This is a genomic window from Clostridioides sp. GD02377, assembly GCF_045899875.1.
GTDB classification, from domain to species: Bacteria; Bacillota; Clostridia; order Peptostreptococcales; family Peptostreptococcaceae; genus Clostridioides; species Clostridioides difficile_A.
The window spans coordinates 21,394-41,226 of record NZ_JBJODA010000021.1; the positions used below are offsets into that span (position 1 = coordinate 21,394).

The window sequence follows — 19,833 nt, forward strand, 5'->3', positions numbered from 1 at the left end:
TCAGGAAAGATATACAAAGTAACAGTAGATGGAGTTGAGAAGTATACTAAAGCAGATGGAACACTGGGAGAAGAATCAGAGAAAGCAGAATTAACAGGAACATCAATAACAGGATTAGAAAATGGAAAGACATATAAAGTAGAGGAATATGTAGCACCAGTTGCAGAGAAAGTAGTAATAGGAGAAGGTTCAGTAGCAGGAGCAACAGCAGGAGATAAGGAAATAACAGGATTAACATCAGGAAAGATATACAAAGTAACAGTAGATGGAGTTGAGAAGTATACTAAAGCAGATGGAACACTGGGAGAAGAATCAGAGAAAGCAGAATTAACAGGAACATCAATAACAGGATTAGAAAATGGAAAGACATATAAAGTAGAGGAATATGTAGCACCAGTTGCAGAGAAAGTAGTAATAGGAGAAGGTTCAGTAGCAGGAGCAACAGCAGGAGATAAGGAAATAACAGGATTAACATCAGGAAAGATATACAAAGTAACAGTAGATGGAGTTGAGAAGTATACTAAAGCAGATGGAACACTGGGAGAAGAATCAGAGAAAGCAGAATTAACAGGAACATCAATAACAGGATTAGAAAATGGAAAGACATATAAAGTAGAGGAATATGTAGCACCAGTTGCAGAGAAAGTAGTAATAGGAGAAGGTTCAGTAGCAGGAGCAACAGCAGGAGATAAGGAAATAACAGGATTAACATCAGGAAAGATATACAAAGTAACAGTAGATGGAGTTGAGAAGTATACTAAAGCAGATGGAACACTGGGAGAAGAATCAGAGAAAGCAGAATTAACAGGAACATCAATAACAGGATTAGAAAATGGAAAGACATATAAAGTAGAAGAAGATTCAAGTTCAAGTGCTATATCAACAATTGGGAGATTAATAGCTAAGTTCGCAAATTTTGTTAAATAGTTTTAATATCTCATTACTAAATGATATATTTTTACAAATAGGTTTTTGATTATTAAATATTACTGGAAATTTTTAATTCCAGTAATATTTTTTATTGTAAAATACTAAATTAAGAAGATATATTAATATAAAAGATATTATTGATGATACAATAAAAAATAAAATAGGTTTAATTTAACTAAAAAAAAGTTTTTATTTTAATTAATTTTAGATAAGACTAAAAAATTATAACTAAAACTTCACATAATTTTCATATGAATTATCTATTAAATTCACACACAAGAGTTATTATATAAACATAGAAGATAGTAAAACTAGCTTAAAAACATAATATAATACCCTATATAAATAGTGGCAACTCTCCCTCACATCCTCAATTGTTGCCACTATTTTAATTTTTTGTATAAAACAAAAAACCCCACCATAAAGTGGAGTCTCTCATAAATCTCATCTAACCTAAGCCTTAAAACAAACAGAATTTTTAACCTCAAGCTTTCTATTTATCTTAGCAACCTTAATCTTAATCTTATCCTTCAAAGGAATACATCCTATATTGCTTTCACTTTTAACATCAACACTTCCAACAAACTTGCCAGAATCATTGTAATACTTTGCAACACCAACAATATCTCCCTTATGAATAGGATAACTCATATTTTTAAACACTATCTTAGGGTGTATATTCTCATTATCGGAAACAACCCCATACAAATCTTTATCAACTTTAACAGTTATCTTAAAATCATCAACACCATCAACACAAGGAGTCTCTATAATGTCCCCCTTATGAGCTATCTTCTTAGAATGGAAATTGTCTTTACCATACTTTAATAAAGTAGCAGAAGAAGAAATTCTATTCTTCTTATTACCATCACCAAGAACAACTCCTATTAATCTATGATTTCTTTCATTTTTATCATCCTTAGGTACCATCATAGAAAATGCAAGGCAATAACCAGCATTATCTGTATAGCCTGTCTTTATTCCATCAACACCAGGTACTGAAACTAATAGGGGATTTGTGTTATAGTGTGTAAAATCTTTCTTCGTATCATTATATACTTGCATAGTAGTTATTCTAGTAACTTGACTTTCATAATGGTCATACATATACTTTCCAAGTGCAACTATATCGTGAGCTGTTGATATATTTTCAATAGGTGGCTCCTTATGCTCTGGGTCAGTATATATAGGAAGTCCGTTTGGATTAAAATAATACGTATCAAGCATTCCTATTTCTTCAGCTTTCTTATTCATCATATTTACAAAATTCTTCTCAGTTTTACCAACATGTTTAGCTATAGCCATAGCAGCATCATTTCCGGATACAAGCATAAGACCTTGCATAAGCTCTCCTAAAGATATTTCATCACCATCTTTAAGTTTACAAGTAGAACCACCTACTGAAGCTGTAGACTTGTCTATCTTTACCATATCAGTTTCCTTTACCTGATTCTTATTGACTGCTTCTATTGCAAGTAAAAAGGTCATCATTTTACTTAAACTTGCTAGAGGCATTTTTTCATCGCTATTTTTTTCAAATAATATTCTTTTAGTTTTCTGGTCTATAAGTAGTGCAGCTCTTGAAGAGTTTGGTACTGGTGGAGCATCTGCAGATGCAAATCCAGGAGTTATAAATATACAAATTAATGCAAGTATTGTTAACTGTTTTATTTTTTCTTTCAAAATCTCATCCTCCATTTCATATATTAATTAACATGCACAAAGTAGGTGCTGTAAGTTTTATTTATTTAGATACTCATTAATCATATCTATTATATAAGCAATTTCTTCATCTGGTATCAAGACATTAAAGTAAGCTTCTGTTGGCTTAAAGGCCTCATGTATTAAATTATACAGTTCATAATTTTCGCTGATTAACTCAGTGATGTTATTATATGGAAAAGTTGTATTTTTAAAACATCTTTCTATCATAAAAGAACAATGAAGTATATATCCTAACTTAAACTTGCTTTTTAGACCTTCATCTATCAATTCTATTATTGAAAATAATGATGAATTGACGTAATTGAATAATTTAACAGAGTCTAAAAGCTCTAAGTTTTGAGACATAAAGTTTATTATTAGGCTGTTATATGATAAATTTGTTTCTTTTATGTTAGTAATGCTATTGGCATTAAATGTACCTTCTATTATTTTGTTCAACATATCTAGACCATACCCATTTAGGAGTTCTTCTATATGAATAAATGGGGTATTAGCCACATTAAAATCTACACTGCCAACAACTGCCAAAATTTTAGTGTTACTAAATTTATTCCTATACATTTTAAAACTCTCTATATTATGAGGAACTAAATTAATACTGTATTTATTAATACTTTTTAGTGAAGAGTTTATAAAATCTGCTATCTTCATAGCTGAACCATAACCCGTTATACAAGTCGTTATTATGGCATACTCTCTTGACTTCTCAGGATAATTTATTTCTGTTGAATCAATTGCAGCTCGCCCAATATATGGATTTAAAGAGCTTAAAGAATTAGCCAATTCATCCAAAGTCATTTCTGGTAGTGTACTTTTTCTTACTGCCTCTAAAACTATTGGAGTAGATACCATCTCAATAGAGCGTGTTTTAATTTTTGTTTTTTCTGAAATAAGTTCTCCAAAAGCTATGAGAGAACCCATATCTGTTAAAAGAAGTACTCCCTTACCTTCATCGCATTCTTTTACCAATTCTATAGCTTTATCAAGTATAGTACTTACCTTTACATCAAGAGGCATATCAATTGCATTACAGTGGTTTGTACCAAGTAATGAATTTGCTACATCACACATACTACTTGCTGTTGAATTTCCATGAGCAAGTATTATAACACCTATACTTTCAGATTGATTATTTGGTTCAAGGTATGTGCTATTTAGAAACATAGATATAAATTTTACTTCATCTTTAGGTAGTGATGTTTGTAAATCATTTTCGATTATACTTAAAACTATTTTAGCTAGATTTAAATCTTTATCTGAGAAAATTTTATCATTATATAGATTGTATTTAGGGTTATATGTGTCTTGATTTATATTTTCTATAAGTGCACTTATATGCATTGAAAGAGCAATATAAGTTTGTTTTGTATATTTGTTTCTCGATATTTTTTCAGCTTCTTTTAAAGAGTGTTCAACAGCATAGTAAATCTTTGGATTAATTACCTTGAAAATTTCATTACTTGTATAATCAGAATGAGTTACTGAAGATATTGAAAGTAACTTTGTAGAGTATTTTTCCATGTAATTTATAAACATACTCCTTATGTCATTTTCTAGATAAGGAATCTCTGTAGAATATTTAAACCCATTGTTTTGTGTATCTATATTGTATTTAGAGAGTTCTTTTGTATACTCAACCTCCAAATTGTTACCATTAAATTCATAAAAAAGCATGTAATCAAGTTCTGATAATTTATTTAGATTACTGCGATTTTCATTCAATTTTAAAAGACCAGTGTATATATAATCAGGAACAAGAGACAAATCTATTTCTATATTTTCTTTTAGACCAGTCTTATAATTTAAAAAGGCTCTTGCACTCATAAGTTGTATATCAGATTTAAGTTGACCTATATTACCAAAACAATCATAAAGAAGTAAAGATTTAATGACATCTTTGTGAACTCTTATAGTTGCATTGGTATATTTGGATTCTATAATAAAGAAGTATTTAATAAGAGATAATCTTTCTTTTAAGGACCTATCCTGTAAAGCAGGTAGGTTAATTGTAACTGGGATTCTTCTTAAAAAAGTCCCAAGTAGTGAAGAATGTATATCTTCTGTTGTGGCACACACAATAAAAACAGTGGCTTTATGTACGATGTCGGATTCTCCTAATCGTCTGTATATGCCTTTGTCCATCAAAAGAAAAAGCATCTCTTGACCTTCTGGGGGTAATCTATGTATTTCATCTAAGAATAATATACCTCCATCAGCCTGTGCGACTATCCCGAATTTATCCTTATTAGCACCAGTAAAAGAGCCTTTAACATAACCAAATAAATTACTTAAGAGTAAGTTAGCATTCTCTGCATATTCAGCACAGTTAAATACAACAAATTTACTTTCAGAAGAAAAGACTTTACTTTCTACAGCATATTTATACATTGTTTCAGCAAATGTGCTTTTTCCAACACCAGTAGGTCCTATGAGTAATGTGTTAAGACCTTTTGGAGGGTAGAGTATGGCAGATTTAGCTTTTTCTATAGCTAGTTTAAGACTAGAATCATGTCCAAGTAATGTTGAAAAAATATCTTCTGAATCATTTTTACTTGATTTAAGTAGCTCATTACAATTACTTATGGAAAACTCAGAGTTGTCTAAAGTATGACCAATTAAATTTTCAATAATACCAGCATGTAAAAACAAAATGGGTTTGCCAGGTATCTTTATAACTTTCTTTTCATTAAATAGGTTATTTAATTCTTTACTGGTATTACTTCTATCAAGAGATGAATTATTAGCAACTTCTATTGTAGTAAATCCTGCTTTCTCTGATTGAAGGTCTTTTAAAGTTATATTTTCACATAATTTATGTAGTGATAATAGAACCTTATCTTTTCTTAGCATATATTGCCTCCTTTCTTTATATTTAAGTTATACTTAAGTTATATTAAATATATTATAATATATATTTGGTATTAAAATAAGGTTTATAGTGGATATTTTGTATTTTACTTTTTAATATGTTGTTTTGTGTAATGGATGGTGTTAAAATAAGAGTTGCATTATACTAGATATAGATTTTTATGGATTTAGTTAGGATATTATGTTGTTATATAAATAAATATAAGTTTTAAATACATTTCAATATATAACTATCAAATTAAAGTAAAACTCGTGAAAGTTAAAAAACAAAAAATTAGAAAGTACATAGTTTTATTGAAGAGAATACTATACAATTTAAAAGATTATATCAATGGTTGAAAGTGCTTGTTATATATTAATTCAGCCATTTTATGCTGTAAACAACTTTAAAATTTAGTTTTGACAAGCATAAAAAACAAGTTTTTTCATAAAATGTAAATATTGGATATTGTTTATTTAAAATAGTTTAAATAAATAATATCTTGTAATAAAATATGAATAATACTATAAAAGAATGGGAGATATGTTTTGTGGATATAGATAGAATTTTAAACTTTTCCTCAAACGCAGGTAAAGCTATGTTGCAAAGTGGAGGAGAAACTTATAGAGTTGAAGAAACGATAGCTAGAATATGTCAATCTTTTGGAATAGACCATGTAGATGTATTTGCGACCCCAACAGCTGTAATGGCGTCTGTGTTTGTAGATGGAAAATTACATTCAGCAATTAAAAGAATAAGCTCAAGAAGGGTAGACCTAAACTTGGTTCATGAGGTTAACTCATTATCAAGGGCAATAAGTATAAATAATTTAGATATTGAATTATGTGAAAAAATTTTAGATGAGATAAGTGAAGATAATTACTATTCAGATTTAATAACAATATTTTTTGCAGGCATTGCAGCAGCGACGTTTTCGATACTATTTGGAGGAAATATAGAGGAGTTTATAGCCGCATTTACTGTGGGGATTTTGACTAAGTTTGTTACTATGTACTTAAATAAATCATCATTAAATGACTTCTTTGTAAATGCAATCGGAGCAGTTATTATAGCTCTTTGTTCTATTATAATCTTGAAGCTTGGGTTTATAAAGACAATAGACCATCTGATAGCAGGAGCGATAATGTTATTAGTACCTGGTCTAGCACTGACTAATGCTTTAAGAGATTTATTAGATGGACAATTGATTTCTGGTCTTGCAAAGTTAGCAGAAGTATTTTTTATAGGTGTATCTATAGCGGTAGGAATGTTTTTGGTACTTGGATTGTACTTCAAGTTAGGGGGGATATAAATGCATTTGTTTATAGAGGTAATAGCAGCTTTTTTTACAGCCTTAAGCTTTGGAGTGCTATTTAATATGAAAGGAAAGAATTTGATACTATCTGGTATAGGTGGAAGTATCGCTTGGTTTTCATATAAATTTTGTTTGAATATGGGTGTGACAGAAAACTTATGTTTCTTTATAGCTACAGTATGTTTTGCAATATATTGTGAGTTATGTGCTAGAATTTATATGACTCCAGCGACCACATTAAGTGTATGTTGTCTAATAATATTAGTACCAGGTTATGGAATATATAATACTATGTATTCTGTTTTGACAAATAATTATATCAAAGCAGTAGAGTATGGTGTAAGTACATTATCCTGTGCAAGTTCAATTGCGTTGGGGCTGGTATTTATAACTACAGTATTTAGAAAAGTAAATTTATATGGAATGTTTACCAAAATAAAAGAAAATGAAAAATATAAGAAGGGTATAAATAAAATTAAGCCACAAAAATAGAAAAAATTGACTTTTAGGTAAAAGGATGATAATATAATAACATAAAATAGAATAAGAATATCTAAATTAGAAAAGATATTCTTATTCTATAGAAATAGTTTTTTTTTATTTCAAAAAACTGACAACTTGCATTACAGATGTAAGTTTTAGTGTTCAGTTTGTACCAAAAAATTTGTACCAATGCTAGAAACCTTAATTTAAATTGAAAAGGGGGAAGATTTCAAGATGGAAAAGCTGTCGGATAAGAGAAGAGTCAAGGCAGTAAGTATGGAAACCTTCGTATTTATTGTACTATTGGCGGTAGGATTTGGATATGTAGGAAGCATCATGGGTGCAGGTATGATGTTTAAAGTAATAATGAGTACAGCACATGCGCTTTTATTAGATACAGTATTTTTAATAATGGCGATGGCAGTTCTTGCAGGTGCACTTAGTGCATTGCTTTCAGAATTCGGAGTAATATCTTTAGTTAATAAGATATTTAAGGGTCTTATGAGACCTATATGGGGCTTACCTGGTGCTAGTATAGCAGGAGTAGTTGCAACATATTTATCTGATAATCCAGCTATTATACCATTTGCTAAAGACAAAACATTTACACAATATTTTAAGAAGTATCAGATACCTGCTTTATGTAACTTAGGAACAGCCTTTGGTATGGGGCTTATTGTAACAACTTTCATGATAGCTCAAGGTAAAGAATATGTACTACCAGCTATAATAGGTAATGTTGGGGCAATAATAGGTAGTATTATTAGTGTTAGAATTATGTTGACTTTTACTAAAAAGTATTATAATTATGACCCTAAAAGCGATACTGAAAAACAAGTAAATGAAAAAGGTACAAAAATTGAAGAGTTTAGAGAAATAAGAGATGGTAATGTATTCCAAAGAGGATTGGATGCTATACTTGAAGGTGGTAAGCTAGGTGTTGAAATGGGTATGGCTATAATACCAGGAGTTTTAGTAGTTTGTACATTAGTTATGTTATTAACTTTTGGACCATCTACAGACCCTGCTACAGGTCAGGCTGTTTACACAGGAGCTGCATATGAAGGTATAAAATTATTACCTGCTATTGGTGATAAAATTAGCTTCATAATAGAACCATTATTTGGATTCACATCACCAGAAGCAATTGCATTCCCTGTAACTGCATTAGGAGCTGTTGGAGCAGCGATATCTTTAGTACCAGAATTTATAAAATCAGGTGCTATAACTCCTAATGATATAGCAGTATTTACAGCTATGGGTATGTGTTGGAGTGGATACCTAAGTACACACATAGGTATGATGGATGCTTTAGAAGCAAGACCATTAGCTGGTAAAGCAATACTTTCACATACAATAGGTGGTTTATGTGCAGGTATATGTGCCCACTTTATATTTATGCTCGTTGGATAAAAATGTTCTAGAAATCAAATATTAAGATATTATAATTTATAAAGTTGAATAAACTAATGATTTAAGTATAAAATAAAATTAGTAATTTAAATATATAGAGGTGCTGTTTTGAAATAGAGATTTACTTTCATTTTAAGACAGCACCTTTTAGTAATTTAAATAAACTAATTAAATGTATTGATTGAATTTATTATGATAAAATTGTATTATATACAATAGAGCCAATTTAAACAGTAACAATAAGGAGGAATTGTAGTAGATGAAAAAGGAACGACTACATCATGAAGACTTAAAAGAGTATGACTATGATGAAGATGATTATCTCAGTAGAAAGGTGATTATTAAGGACTTCATAAAAACTATATTGGTTATGATGATTGCTACTGGAATATCAGTAGTTTTTGAAAAGGTAGGTTTTAATGAATCTAATATTATATTGGTATACATATTAGGTGTGCTGTTTGCTACAAGTATAACCTATGGGTATTTTTTTGGAATACTTTCTTCAGTAATAGGAGTGCTATCATTTAACTTTTTCTTTACACACCCATTATATACTTTTTTAGCTTATAGGAAAGATTATCCTATGACATTTTGTATTATGCTGATGGCAGCCATTATAACAAGTACTCTAACTTCTAGAATAAAAAGAGAAGTGAGACTTTCTCATAAAAGAGAAAAAATGATAAGATTGCTTTATGAGAACAATAAAACATTACTTAAAGCAAAAAATAAGAATCAAATTATTGAGTTTTGTGGGACTAATTTGGTAAACATGTTAAATAGAACTGTTATAGTAACCATTTCAGATGGCGATAATAATTTAGGTAAGCCAAGTATCTATATTTGTAACAATGATGGGAGTGAGAACATATTCCATTCAGTATTAGAAAAGGAAGCTATAAAAGAAGCTTTTAGGACAGGCGAACCAGTTGGAATCGGAACAAAATATTGTAAAAAGAGTAGTGCATACTATTTTCCTATAAAAGGTCAAGAATCGAATGTACTTGGTGTTATAGGTATTGCATGTTTTAAAATAGATATTATTACAGAAAATGAAAAGATATTGTTAGAAGCTGTTTCGACACAGGTTGCATTGGCAATCGATAGAGAAAATTTATTTGAAAAGAATAAAAAAGCTAATCTTGAGGCAGAAAGAGAGAGATTAAGAGGCAATTTACTTAGATCAATCTCTCATGATTTAAGAACTCCACTTACAAGCATATTAGGTTCATCTTCAACAATACTTGAAAATGATGATATGATAGACAAAGAAACTAGAGTAGAATTAGTAAAAAATATATATGAAGATACAAGTTGGCTGACTCATTCTGTTGAGAACATACTTAGTATGACTAGAATAGATGAAGGCAAATTGGATATTGAAAAACGACCAGAGGTTGTTGATGAAATAATAGCAGAATCCATACTAAGAGTGAAAAAGTTTGCTAATAATAGGGATATACAAACTAATATTCCAGAAGAAATAATAGTAGTTCATGTAGATGTATTATTAATAGAACAAGTTTTAGTAAACTTAATCGATAATGCTATAAGACATACACCTAAAGATTCCAAAATAGAATTAACTGTAAATAAAGAGTCAAATCAAGTTCTATTTGCAGTTTCAGATAATGGAAAAGGAATACCAAATGAAGATATTGATAATATATTTAATAGATTTTATACTAAGAATAAATCTAGAAATCTTGAAAGAAGAGGGATTGGTCTTGGATTAGAGATATGTAAGTCTATAGTAGAAGCTCATGGAGGAGAAATTATAGCTTTTAATAATTCTTCTGGAGGAGCTACATTTAGATTTAGTATACCTATATGTGAAGAGGAGGCGAAAGGCGAGTGGAAATAAAGCCATTAGTTCTAATTGTAGAAGATGATAAGCCAATTTGTAAATTTATAAAAGTGTCTCTTGAAACTCAAAATTATAGGTGTGTAGAGACTGATAATGGAGGAACCGCCATATCACTTATACATTCTCTTGACCCAGACTTAATAATTTTAGATTTAGGGCTACCAGATATTGATGGAATTGAGGTAATAGGACGAGTTAGAGCATGTGCTAAAAATAACAAAATAATCGTTGTTTCAGCAAGAGAACATGAAAGAGATAAAGTTGAGGCTTTGGATGGAGGAGCTGACGATTATTTGACTAAACCTTTTAGTGTAACAGAGCTTCTAGCTAGAGTGCGTGTAGCTCTTAGAAATAAGGCTCAACAAGGCAATATAAACAATGATACTCCAAAGGTTTTTGAAGTTAAAAATCTAAAGATAGATTATGAAATTCATACTGTTTTAATTAATGATAAAGAAATACATTTAACTCCAATTGAATATAAGATTATTGAATTAATGTCTAAGTATTCAGGAAGAGTTTTAACTCATAAATTTATAATAGATAAGGTCTGGGGAAATTACTATGAAAGTGAAAACCAGTCCCTTAGAGTATTTATGGCAAGTATAAGGAGAAAAATAGAAAAAAACCCTGCTCAACCAGAGTATATTTTGACTGAAGTTGGAGTAGGCTATCGTATGGCAGATGAATAGTTATGAAATTAAGATAATATTAATTAGATAAAAATTATCTGCTATTCTAATAAATATGAATATTTTAAACAGAATAGAAATAGCTATGTATATTTTATAATGAATAGATATAAAATCAATTTATCTAATCTTAAATCTACATAGTTATTTTTGTATTTTAAAATATATTTTTTCATGAAATAATATATGCTTTAAATTGAGGATTAATTTCCTATAGACATTACCTTTTGTAGAAAAATTATCTATATAATACTATAGATGTTTGTATAGAAGTTCTTTACCATAAATATAGAATGTGAGATAATAAATTAAATAAAAATAGAAAGTAATGAGGATATAATTTTTAGAAAGTATAAAATTGATGGATTAGGAGCGAAGTTTATGATAGTGGGTATTATAGGCCCTTCAGACTCTGGGTTTAAGATAAAGGATGATTTAAAACAGATAGACAGTGATTTAGAAACTAAAATATATGTAAGAGAAAAAGTGGTAGATACAATAGAAGTTATTTCTAAATGTGAAGATGAATGTGATGCTATTATATTTACAGGATGCGCAGTTTATGAGTTTATAAAATCTAAGTATGAGATAAGCAAACCACATTCATTTGTACCAAGAAGTGGTACAAGCATAATGAAGGCATTTTGGGCAATAAAAAGTGAGGATATAAAGTTAGATAAATTCAGTATAGATGTAGTAGATAGATATGTTGTAGAAGATGCACTTAAAGAATTTGATATAAAAGCTACAAGTGTGTTTTGTAATCCGTTTTCTTTGGAAGTAGGAGAATCTGAGCTTGTAGAATGGCATATAAAATTATTTGAAGAAAATAAGACAGATATAATGTTAACTGGTTTTGGAGCAGTATATAATGAATTAAAAGAAAGAGGTTATCCAGTATTTCGTCTACAAGCTACTATACAATTAATCAAAGAAAGTTATGAGAAAGTAAAGAGTGAATATGCTCTAAGTAAGGCTAGATTTTCTCAAATTGCTGTTGAAATCTTGAGTATAATAGATTATAAAGAGAAGATAGACAACTATTATTCTGATATGATAAAAAAATCAGATATGGATAAGCTTGTAGTAAACTATGTGAGAAGTATTCAAGGCTCCCTATTTTTATTTGGAAGAAATGATTATGTTGTATTTGTTCATAAAGGAGTAGCTGATAATGAGTATAACTACGATAAGTTATTTAAACTGAAGAGAGATATAAAAGATATGGGATTTTCTCTTAGTATAGGAATTGGTACTGGAGTAACTGCATATCAAGCTGAGAATAATGCACATAAAGCATTAAGACGCTCTATAGATTCAAAAGAAATTGGCATATATTTAGTAGATGAAGATGAAAATATAAGAGGTCCTTTAGCCTCAGAAAATGAATTAAATTATTCCTTAATGTTGTCTGATGAAAAAGTAATAGATATATCTAAAAAGACTGGAATGAGTTGTGAATCAGTTGCAAAAATTATTGCTATAAGTGAGAATAGGCAAAGTAAGATTTATGATTCAAAAGAATTAGCAGAATATTTAAATGTAAGTGAAAGAAGTGCAAGGCGTATATTAAATAAAATAGTGAGTGCAGACCTAGGTAGGATATGTGCAAAAGAAACTAGCATTGGTGGAGGAAGACCTAAAAATATTACTGAAATATTATTTTAAAAAACTGCATCAACTACTGCAATAAATTATTATATAAAATACTAAAACCTATGTAAAACAAGCTTTTAAGATATAACTTATAAAGTTGAAAATACATAGGTTTTTAGTTTTATAATTTTAAGATATCTGTTGTAATATTTATAATTTAATCATATGATAAACTATTTTAGCAGTATCATACAATTCATCGATATTTACGTATTCATTAACTGTGTGAACATCATACATACCTAGACTCAATATAGCACAGTTGTATCCAAGATTAGCTAATATATTTGCATCACTTCCACCACCAATTACCATTGGATTTGGAACAACACCAACTTGTCTTATTGCTTCTTCACTCAATTTGAATACATGACTATCTCTACTAAGTTCAAAACTAGGATAAGACATATTATGCTCAAAAGTATAAGTAGTATTAAATTTAGATGCAGCATCTTTGCAACACTTCTCCATATGATTAAGTTCATATTCTAAAGTTTCAGGTATATGAGACCTAATTTCAGCAGTCAATGTAACCTTGTCAGTTACTATATTTGTAGCTCCACCACCTTCTATCTTACCTATGTTTGAAGTAGTTAATGAATCTATTCTGCCTATATGCATATTACTTATTGCATGAGAAGCTACCAATATAGCATTTATGCCTTTTTCAGGTTCTATACCAGCATGTGCTTTCTTACCATAAAAAGAGATTTTTATAGATTGCTGAGCAGGAGCTTTATATGCTATCGAACCAATAGCTCCACCAGAATCTAAAATCACCATATCTTTACAAGGTAAGTTGTCAGGATTAAAGTTTTTAACACCATGCATACCAGCTTCCTCACAGATTGTAAAACAAAGATAAATATCTCTATGTGGGATTTTTTCTGTAATAACATGTTCTAATGCTTCAAGTATAGCAGCTATTCCAGCCTTATCATCTGCACCAAGTGTAGTAGTACCATCACTTCTAACTATGTTACCATCTAGTACAGGCTTTACACCTAAACAAGGTTGAACTTGGTCCATATGTGCACATAAACAAAGAGGTCTACTTCCTTCTTCACCTTTTATATAGGCAATAACATTTCCTGTATTACCACCATATTTTTCACCAGCATCATCTATAATGGCATCTATATTTCTTTCTTTTAAGTAGTTTACAAGCCATTTAGACATTTCTAATTCTTGATTAGAGGGACTATCAATTTTAACCATATCCATAAAATTATTTATAAGTCTATTTTTATCTAACATAAATTTTTCTCCTTTTAGAAAGATTTAATTAAATTACATACTATATGAAGGTAGTATTCCAGGTCCTAATGGAATATTAAATACCATAAATAATATCAATAATATAGTCCATACTATTAAGAATGAGATTGAGTATGGTAACATGTTAGCGATTACAGTACCCATACCAGCATCTTTATCATATTTTCTCGTAAATGCTAATATAATAGGGAAGTATGGGAATAATGGACTAAGTGGATTTGTTATACAATCACCTATACGATAAGCCATTTGAGTAAGTGCTGGATTGTATCCAACCATCATAAACATTGGTACAAATATAGGTGCAAGGATAGCCCATTTTGCAGATGCACTACCTATAAATAAATTTATAAAACAAGATAAGATAATAAATCCTATCAATAATAAAGGTCCATTTATTCCTGCTGATTTTAAAAATTCTCCACCTTTTACAGCTAGTATTAAACCTAAATTACTATTTGTAAACAACTGTAAAAATTGTGAAGCTGCAAATGCTAGTATTATATATCCACCCATATCACTCATTGCACCAGCCATTATAGAGACAACATCCTTGTCCTTTTTTATCTTACCTATAGTTTTTCCATATACAACACCAGGTATAAAAAATGCTAATGCTATTATAGGTACCATACCTTTCATAAGAGGAGCATTGTTTGATAGTAAGTCTCCTGTTTCTGGGTCAGCTAAGAATGGTTTTTTACCAATTACACTAAGAGCTATTATGATTGCTGCATATATTAATATACTTATACCAGCCCTTTTAAGACCTTTTTTTTCTGCATCATTAAGACTACCATCAACATCTAATTCTGCATTTCCTTCATACTTACCAAATCTAGGCGCTACAATCTTTTCCGTTACCCATGTTGCTAACAGTATTAAAACAAAAGTTGATGCTATCATAAAGAATAAGTTCATTGTTGCATTAGCTTGAAATCCAGAGTCAATCATTTGGGCTGCTGGAACTGTAAAACTTGCAGCAAGTATATCATTGACACTTATCATAATATTTGCAGCAAATCCTAGACAGACTGCTGCATACCCAGAAAATAAACCTATAAGAGGATGTCTACCAACACCAAGGTATACAAGTGCAGCTAGTGGTGGAAATAGTATTGTACCTGCATCTGATGCAATATTGGCAAGCATACCTATAGTCATTACAACAAGAGTTACTTTTGTTTCAGGAATCTTGCTTACTGATGCTTTGATTGTTGCTGTCATAAGTCCAGTTTTATCACATACACCAGCACCTATCATAGTTACTAGAACTAGTCCTAAAGGAGCAAATCCTTGAAAATTACTAACTATATTTCCTAGAAGAATTTGAAGCTGTTCTACAGTCAATAGATTTACAGCTTTTATGGTTTCTCCTGTACCAGGATGAACTACTGATATACCCATAGAGCCAACTATACTAGATAGTATAAGTAAAAGTACACATAGTCCTAAAAATATTGTAACTGGGTCTGGTAGTTTATTACCAACAGTTTCTATTCTGTTTAATGTTCTGTCAAAAAAATTTTTCTTCTTAACTACGTTATCATTCATAATATCCCTCCCTAATAATTAAAAAATAAGTATTGTGGTCAAATTTATAATTAAAATTATGATTGTCGATTTAAGACGTGTCCACAATATGTCCTAAAAAAAGTATAAAATAAACTTTTAACTATATCAATGTAATTTTCTGAATTTTCTGTATGAGTAGTGTTAATTAAATATGATTTAAGTAAATTAATGACGAATTATATCTAATGTATTTGAATAACATATACACTTTAAATTTAATTTTAAAATAAAATTTTAGAAAAAGCTAGTGGAAGATTAAGTTATTAAAGTAATAATCTAATAAAATGTTAAGCTTTTAGAATGCTTAGAGTGTAGATTTGATTCAAAATCGAAAAGAAAAAATCAATTATTAGTTTTTTATAATATATATATAATATAAAAATTATCTATACCGATAATTTATGTAAATTAGTAATATAAATTTTTAGAGATGTATGTATATCTTTCTAGAGTGGTGCTTTTTAATGACTTTTATATATTGAAATGATATAATATATCCGAGTAATAAGTAAAGGAATATTAAATTAAAATTAAGATATTTGTAGGTTTATCTAAAATATATGTTAATATTAGCATCTTTTTATAGAAAGTCTAATGGGAATATAAACCATTTATAATTATAAATTCTTAGAAAAATCCTTTAAACTATAAAAAATACTGTAGTTAAATCACTTTTTAAATTAATCAGAAATAGAAGATTTCATTTATAAGAGTATTGTATTTGTACTATAGAAGTATTAAATGATTCATAAGCAAGTATAGGTGATGCATAAGGAGGATATGATGCTAGAGACACTATTAAGAAATTTTAGAGCAAAGAAGATGGATTTGTATCAGTCTGAAATTAGAATTAGAAATTACCATAGTTTGAATGGCCTATCACTAGTAGGGCTTACTATTTCAACTATGGTTCTTATATTTGGATTGACTTTATCAGAAGTAGTTACTTTTAATACAGAATTTTTTCTTATATTTGGATATTTTCTTATTCTTCATATCCTTTGTAAATTTTATTTAAAAGAACACACTAAATATATAACATGTATTTTTTATGGAGTATTAACACCAGTTATGATAATGGGTATTTTAATGGGAACTTTTTTAGATAAAACAGAACCTTCAATTACAATCATGGTATTCATATGTGTACTTCCTCTATTCATATTAGATAAACCTTGGAGAATCATTCTTTATATAACAATAATTTCTATAGTTTATGGTATCTGTTGTTTTATAGCAAAGGATATAGATATGTTTATGGCAGACCTAGTCGATTTAGTTACATTTTATTTTTTATCTGTTGGTATCAATTTCTTTATTTTAAATGACCGTATTGAAAGTGTAGAAAACTATATTAAGTATCGAGAAAAATCGGAAATTGATTTATTGACAGGTATATATAATCGAGGTTCTGGAGTCGAGATGATTGAAAAACTCATGTCTAAACAAAAATATGGTGCTTTTATTCTTATTGATATAGATGATTTTAAATATATTAATGACTCTTATGGTCATATAGTAGGAGACTATTATCTAAAAGCTGTAGCTGATAATATAAGAAATGTGTTTTATGATAGTATTGCATTAAGATTAGGTGGTGATGAGTTTGCTATCTATTCTGTAGAATTAACTGATGAAGAGAAGTGTAGGATACGATTTGAAAAATTATTTGAAGTATTAAATGATATGGAAGATTTATCAAGGGATAACTATGTATTTCATATCAGTTTAGGATGCTCTATTTGTGATGAAAATATTATCAATTTTGAAGAGTTGTATAGTAAAGCAGACGAAGCCCTTTATTCAGCAAAGGAAGCTGGAAAAGGATGCTATCGTATAAATTAGTTAGATTCTACTATATTCTATTCAAAGTGTGGAAAAAATCTATGGATATCATTTGAATTGTGTAGAGGATATAAAGTTATCTTATGTATATAGTGCAGATTCTGTTCTAATTTGCTACATTCAAATGGTTTTCCATGTCCAGGATAAATCATCTTGGGTTTTGTATTTATAATTGTTTCCCAAGATTGAGCAAATTCCATTTTATTTTCTGCAAATATGGTGATTTTATGAATACTTGGGAAGCCATTCATTGCAGAATCTCCACAAAATAAAGTACCATTATTAAGTAGTAGGGAAATTGAATCAGAAGTATGCCCAGGTGTTTCTATGATTTTTCCATTTAATTCTTTTTCAATTTCTTTTAGATTATTGTCAGAGATAAGAATACATCTTTTTTCAAACTCTTGCTTTAGTGTAGGAAAACAATGTCCACCATTTCCAAACAGTTTCATAATTTGACAAAAGAGAAAAGCGGTATGACTTGTGCATCCACCAATAAAAGAGTTTTGCCCTTTATATAGAGCTTTTAAAGCTTTATCATGCATGACAATTTTTGTATTAGGAGATTCTTCTAAAATCTGATTTATAAAACCTGCATGGTCATCATGGGCATGAGTTAGAAATATGTATCTAATGTCTTTGATTTTTATGTTGGATTTGAATATTTGTTTTTTGAAATGTTTAAAACCATTTTCATATCCAGTATCAATCAAGACAAAACCGTCTTGAATAGGGTATAACCAATTATTTACAATTAGGTTTCCTGCATTAAATATTTTTTCAAACATTTTTTCACCACCTTAAATTAAAATAGAAATTTGTATAGTTAGAAAGAATATATCATACTTATATTTATACTTCAACAGAGTCTTAAAAGTTTTAAAGTGAGTAGCACCAGTAAATATTTATATTATCTACAGATGCTACTTTTTGTGAGCTTTGTAGGGCTAGCACTAATTCTTTATAGGATTAGCAACCTATAAGATGAAATAATAACTATAGTGTAAAGTTGTTACTTTTCAAGATATGCTTTTAGGGCAAGCCCAATAAATTTTGATGCCCCATCTCCATATTTCTTATCATTAATTTCAATAAATGTAGGATTTGATATATAATTTTCAGACGTAATAGACCAATAGTTATCTCCCATATCAATACCATTATTAATTTTATTAGTAAAGGAAATTAGTTCTCCAACTAATTCTTGAATATCCAAAGATGTAACATCTTTACTTAGATTCTCTGTAAGTTTTTTTGTAATATCATCACTTTTTTTTATAAGGTTAAATACTTCTGCTTGGTCAATAGTAGAGCCATTAGATATAAAATTTTGAAGATTACTTTCCATAGCTTTTGTGTATTTTTCGATACTTCCATATTGTTTAGTTGCCATATCAGCTATTTTGTTTTCATTAGACTTCATTTCTGAAATCATTTCATCAAAGTTTTCAACACTTCCAAATTGCTTGATAATTCCATCAGTATGAGTTTCTTTGAACTCAGTTAATATACGAAAATATTCATCCATATTAAAATCTTTAAAATCCATACATTTTTCTCCTTTTATAAGTTTATCAAGTAACTCTAATAGAGCATTTAATCTATCCCTTTTTATTTGAATTAGTTCTCGTTGATTCTCAAATGTAGTAATCATATCAAATTTAGGATTTTCCATGATTACTTTAATTTCTTTTAATGTAAAATCAAGTTCTTTGAAAAATAGAATTTGTTGTAAAACTTCTAATGCTTTTTCATCATATAATCTATATCCAGCGCTCGTTATTTCTGTGGGTTTAAATAAATCAATTTCGTCATAAAACTGTAGAGTACGTACACTAATACCAGTTATCGAAGAAACCTGTTTTACTGTCATCATTTTAATTCACCTTCTTTCATACTCTGGTAATTGAGACCTAGCTAATATTATATTTGCAAGAAATAGTATTTACTTATTAACTCTATCCCTAACTACCACTGTATACTATCACTATACGTGAGGGTCAATCTCTTTGTTATATTTTTTCTAAATAATATTAGGGATTTTACTAAGAATAATATGTTTTATTTTGGTTGTGATTTATGCTATGTATTTTATTGGAAAAGTAAAAGATTGGTAATAAGGTATTCTAAAAATAAAGAGAAATGTAAGAAAAGATGGTATAGCTTTTAAGGCATATACCATCTTTTGTACTATAAAAATATA

At 29.1% G+C, this 19,833-nt stretch carries 13 protein-coding genes; 7 read left to right on the forward strand and 6 right to left on the reverse strand.

Going from position 1 to position 19,833, the window contains the following annotated elements; all coding sequences use genetic code 11:
• Window positions 1–1,383: 1,383 nt before the first annotated feature.
• Both Q3304_RS17035 and Q3304_RS17040 read right to left on the reverse strand, forming a co-directional pair.
• Window positions 1,384–2,628 (reverse strand): D-alanyl-D-alanine carboxypeptidase family protein, encoded by a 1,245-nt coding sequence (locus tag Q3304_RS17035; protein ID WP_176702552.1) that lies wholly within the window; start codon window positions 2,626–2,628, stop codon window positions 1,384–1,386.
• Window positions 2,629–2,670: 42 nt separating this feature from the next.
• The gene (locus Q3304_RS17040; RefSeq protein WP_407814730.1) at window positions 2,671–5,505 is read right to left on the reverse strand and encodes a sigma 54-interacting transcriptional regulator; all 2,835 of its coding nucleotides are present in this window, start codon (window positions 5,503–5,505) and stop codon (window positions 2,671–2,673) included.
• 548 nt (window positions 5,506–6,053) lie between these two features.
• Between Q3304_RS17040 and Q3304_RS17045 the strand changes: the two genes are divergently transcribed.
• The 6 genes from Q3304_RS17045 (at window position 6,054) to Q3304_RS17070 (ending at window position 12,944) form a co-directional block, all read left to right on the forward strand.
• Window positions 6,054–6,815, forward strand: coding sequence for a threonine/serine exporter family protein (locus tag Q3304_RS17045; RefSeq protein ID WP_065388354.1), 762 nt, complete (start codon window positions 6,054–6,056; stop codon window positions 6,813–6,815).
• Window positions 6,816–7,310 carry a threonine/serine exporter family protein gene (locus Q3304_RS17050; protein WP_054269041.1) on the forward strand — a complete coding sequence of 165 codons (495 nt, stop codon included), beginning with the start codon at window positions 6,816–6,818 and terminating at the stop codon, window positions 7,308–7,310.
• A 225-nt stretch (window positions 7,311–7,535) separates the two neighbouring features.
• Window positions 7,536–8,714, forward strand: coding sequence for a hypothetical protein (locus Q3304_RS17055; protein ID WP_021383178.1), 1,179 nt, complete (start codon window positions 7,536–7,538; stop codon window positions 8,712–8,714).
• A 259-nt stretch (window positions 8,715–8,973) separates the two neighbouring features.
• Window positions 8,974–10,581: a DUF4118 domain-containing protein gene (locus Q3304_RS17060; RefSeq protein ID WP_054275815.1), complete on the forward strand. Its 1,608-nt coding sequence runs from the start codon at window positions 8,974–8,976 to the stop codon at window positions 10,579–10,581.
• Window positions 10,572–11,276 carry a response regulator gene (locus Q3304_RS17065; protein WP_243194208.1) on the forward strand — a complete coding sequence of 235 codons (705 nt, stop codon included), beginning with the start codon at window positions 10,572–10,574 and terminating at the stop codon, window positions 11,274–11,276. Before Q3304_RS17060 ends, Q3304_RS17065 begins: the two co-directional genes overlap by 10 nt.
• 381 nt (window positions 11,277–11,657) lie before the next feature.
• Complete coding sequence (locus tag Q3304_RS17070; RefSeq protein WP_054269044.1) at window positions 11,658–12,944, forward strand: hypothetical protein; 1,287 nt, start codon at window positions 11,658–11,660, stop codon at window positions 12,942–12,944.
• Window positions 12,945–13,082: 138 nt separating this feature from the next.
• Here the strand turns inward: Q3304_RS17070 and Q3304_RS17075 are convergent, their stop codons facing one another.
• On the reverse strand, window positions 13,083–14,189 hold the full coding sequence (locus Q3304_RS17075; RefSeq protein ID WP_054269045.1) for a M20/M25/M40 family metallo-hydrolase: 1,107 nt from the start codon (window positions 14,187–14,189) through the stop codon (window positions 13,083–13,085).
• A 33-nt stretch (window positions 14,190–14,222) separates the two neighbouring features.
• Entirely contained in the window at window positions 14,223–15,764 is a 1,542-nt protein-coding gene (locus Q3304_RS17080) for an AbgT family transporter (RefSeq protein ID WP_054269046.1), read from the reverse strand.
• Window positions 15,765–16,568: 804 nt separating this feature from the next.
• Between Q3304_RS17080 and Q3304_RS17085 the strand changes: the two genes are divergently transcribed.
• Window positions 16,569–17,630: a GGDEF domain-containing protein gene (locus Q3304_RS17085; RefSeq protein WP_407814729.1), complete on the forward strand. Its 1,062-nt coding sequence runs from the start codon at window positions 16,569–16,571 to the stop codon at window positions 17,628–17,630.
• Window positions 17,631–17,647: 17 nt separating this feature from the next.
• Here the strand turns inward: Q3304_RS17085 and Q3304_RS17090 are convergent, their stop codons facing one another.
• Together Q3304_RS17090 and Q3304_RS17095 are read right to left on the reverse strand one after the other, a co-directional pair.
• Complete coding sequence (locus tag Q3304_RS17090) at window positions 17,648–18,418, reverse strand: MBL fold metallo-hydrolase (RefSeq protein WP_407814728.1); 771 nt, start codon at window positions 18,416–18,418, stop codon at window positions 17,648–17,650.
• Between the two features lie 224 nt (window positions 18,419–18,642).
• The gene (locus tag Q3304_RS17095; RefSeq protein WP_243194202.1) at window positions 18,643–19,506 is read right to left on the reverse strand and encodes a MerR family transcriptional regulator; all 864 of its coding nucleotides are present in this window, start codon (window positions 19,504–19,506) and stop codon (window positions 18,643–18,645) included.
• Between the last annotated feature and the right edge of the window lie 327 nt (window positions 19,507–19,833).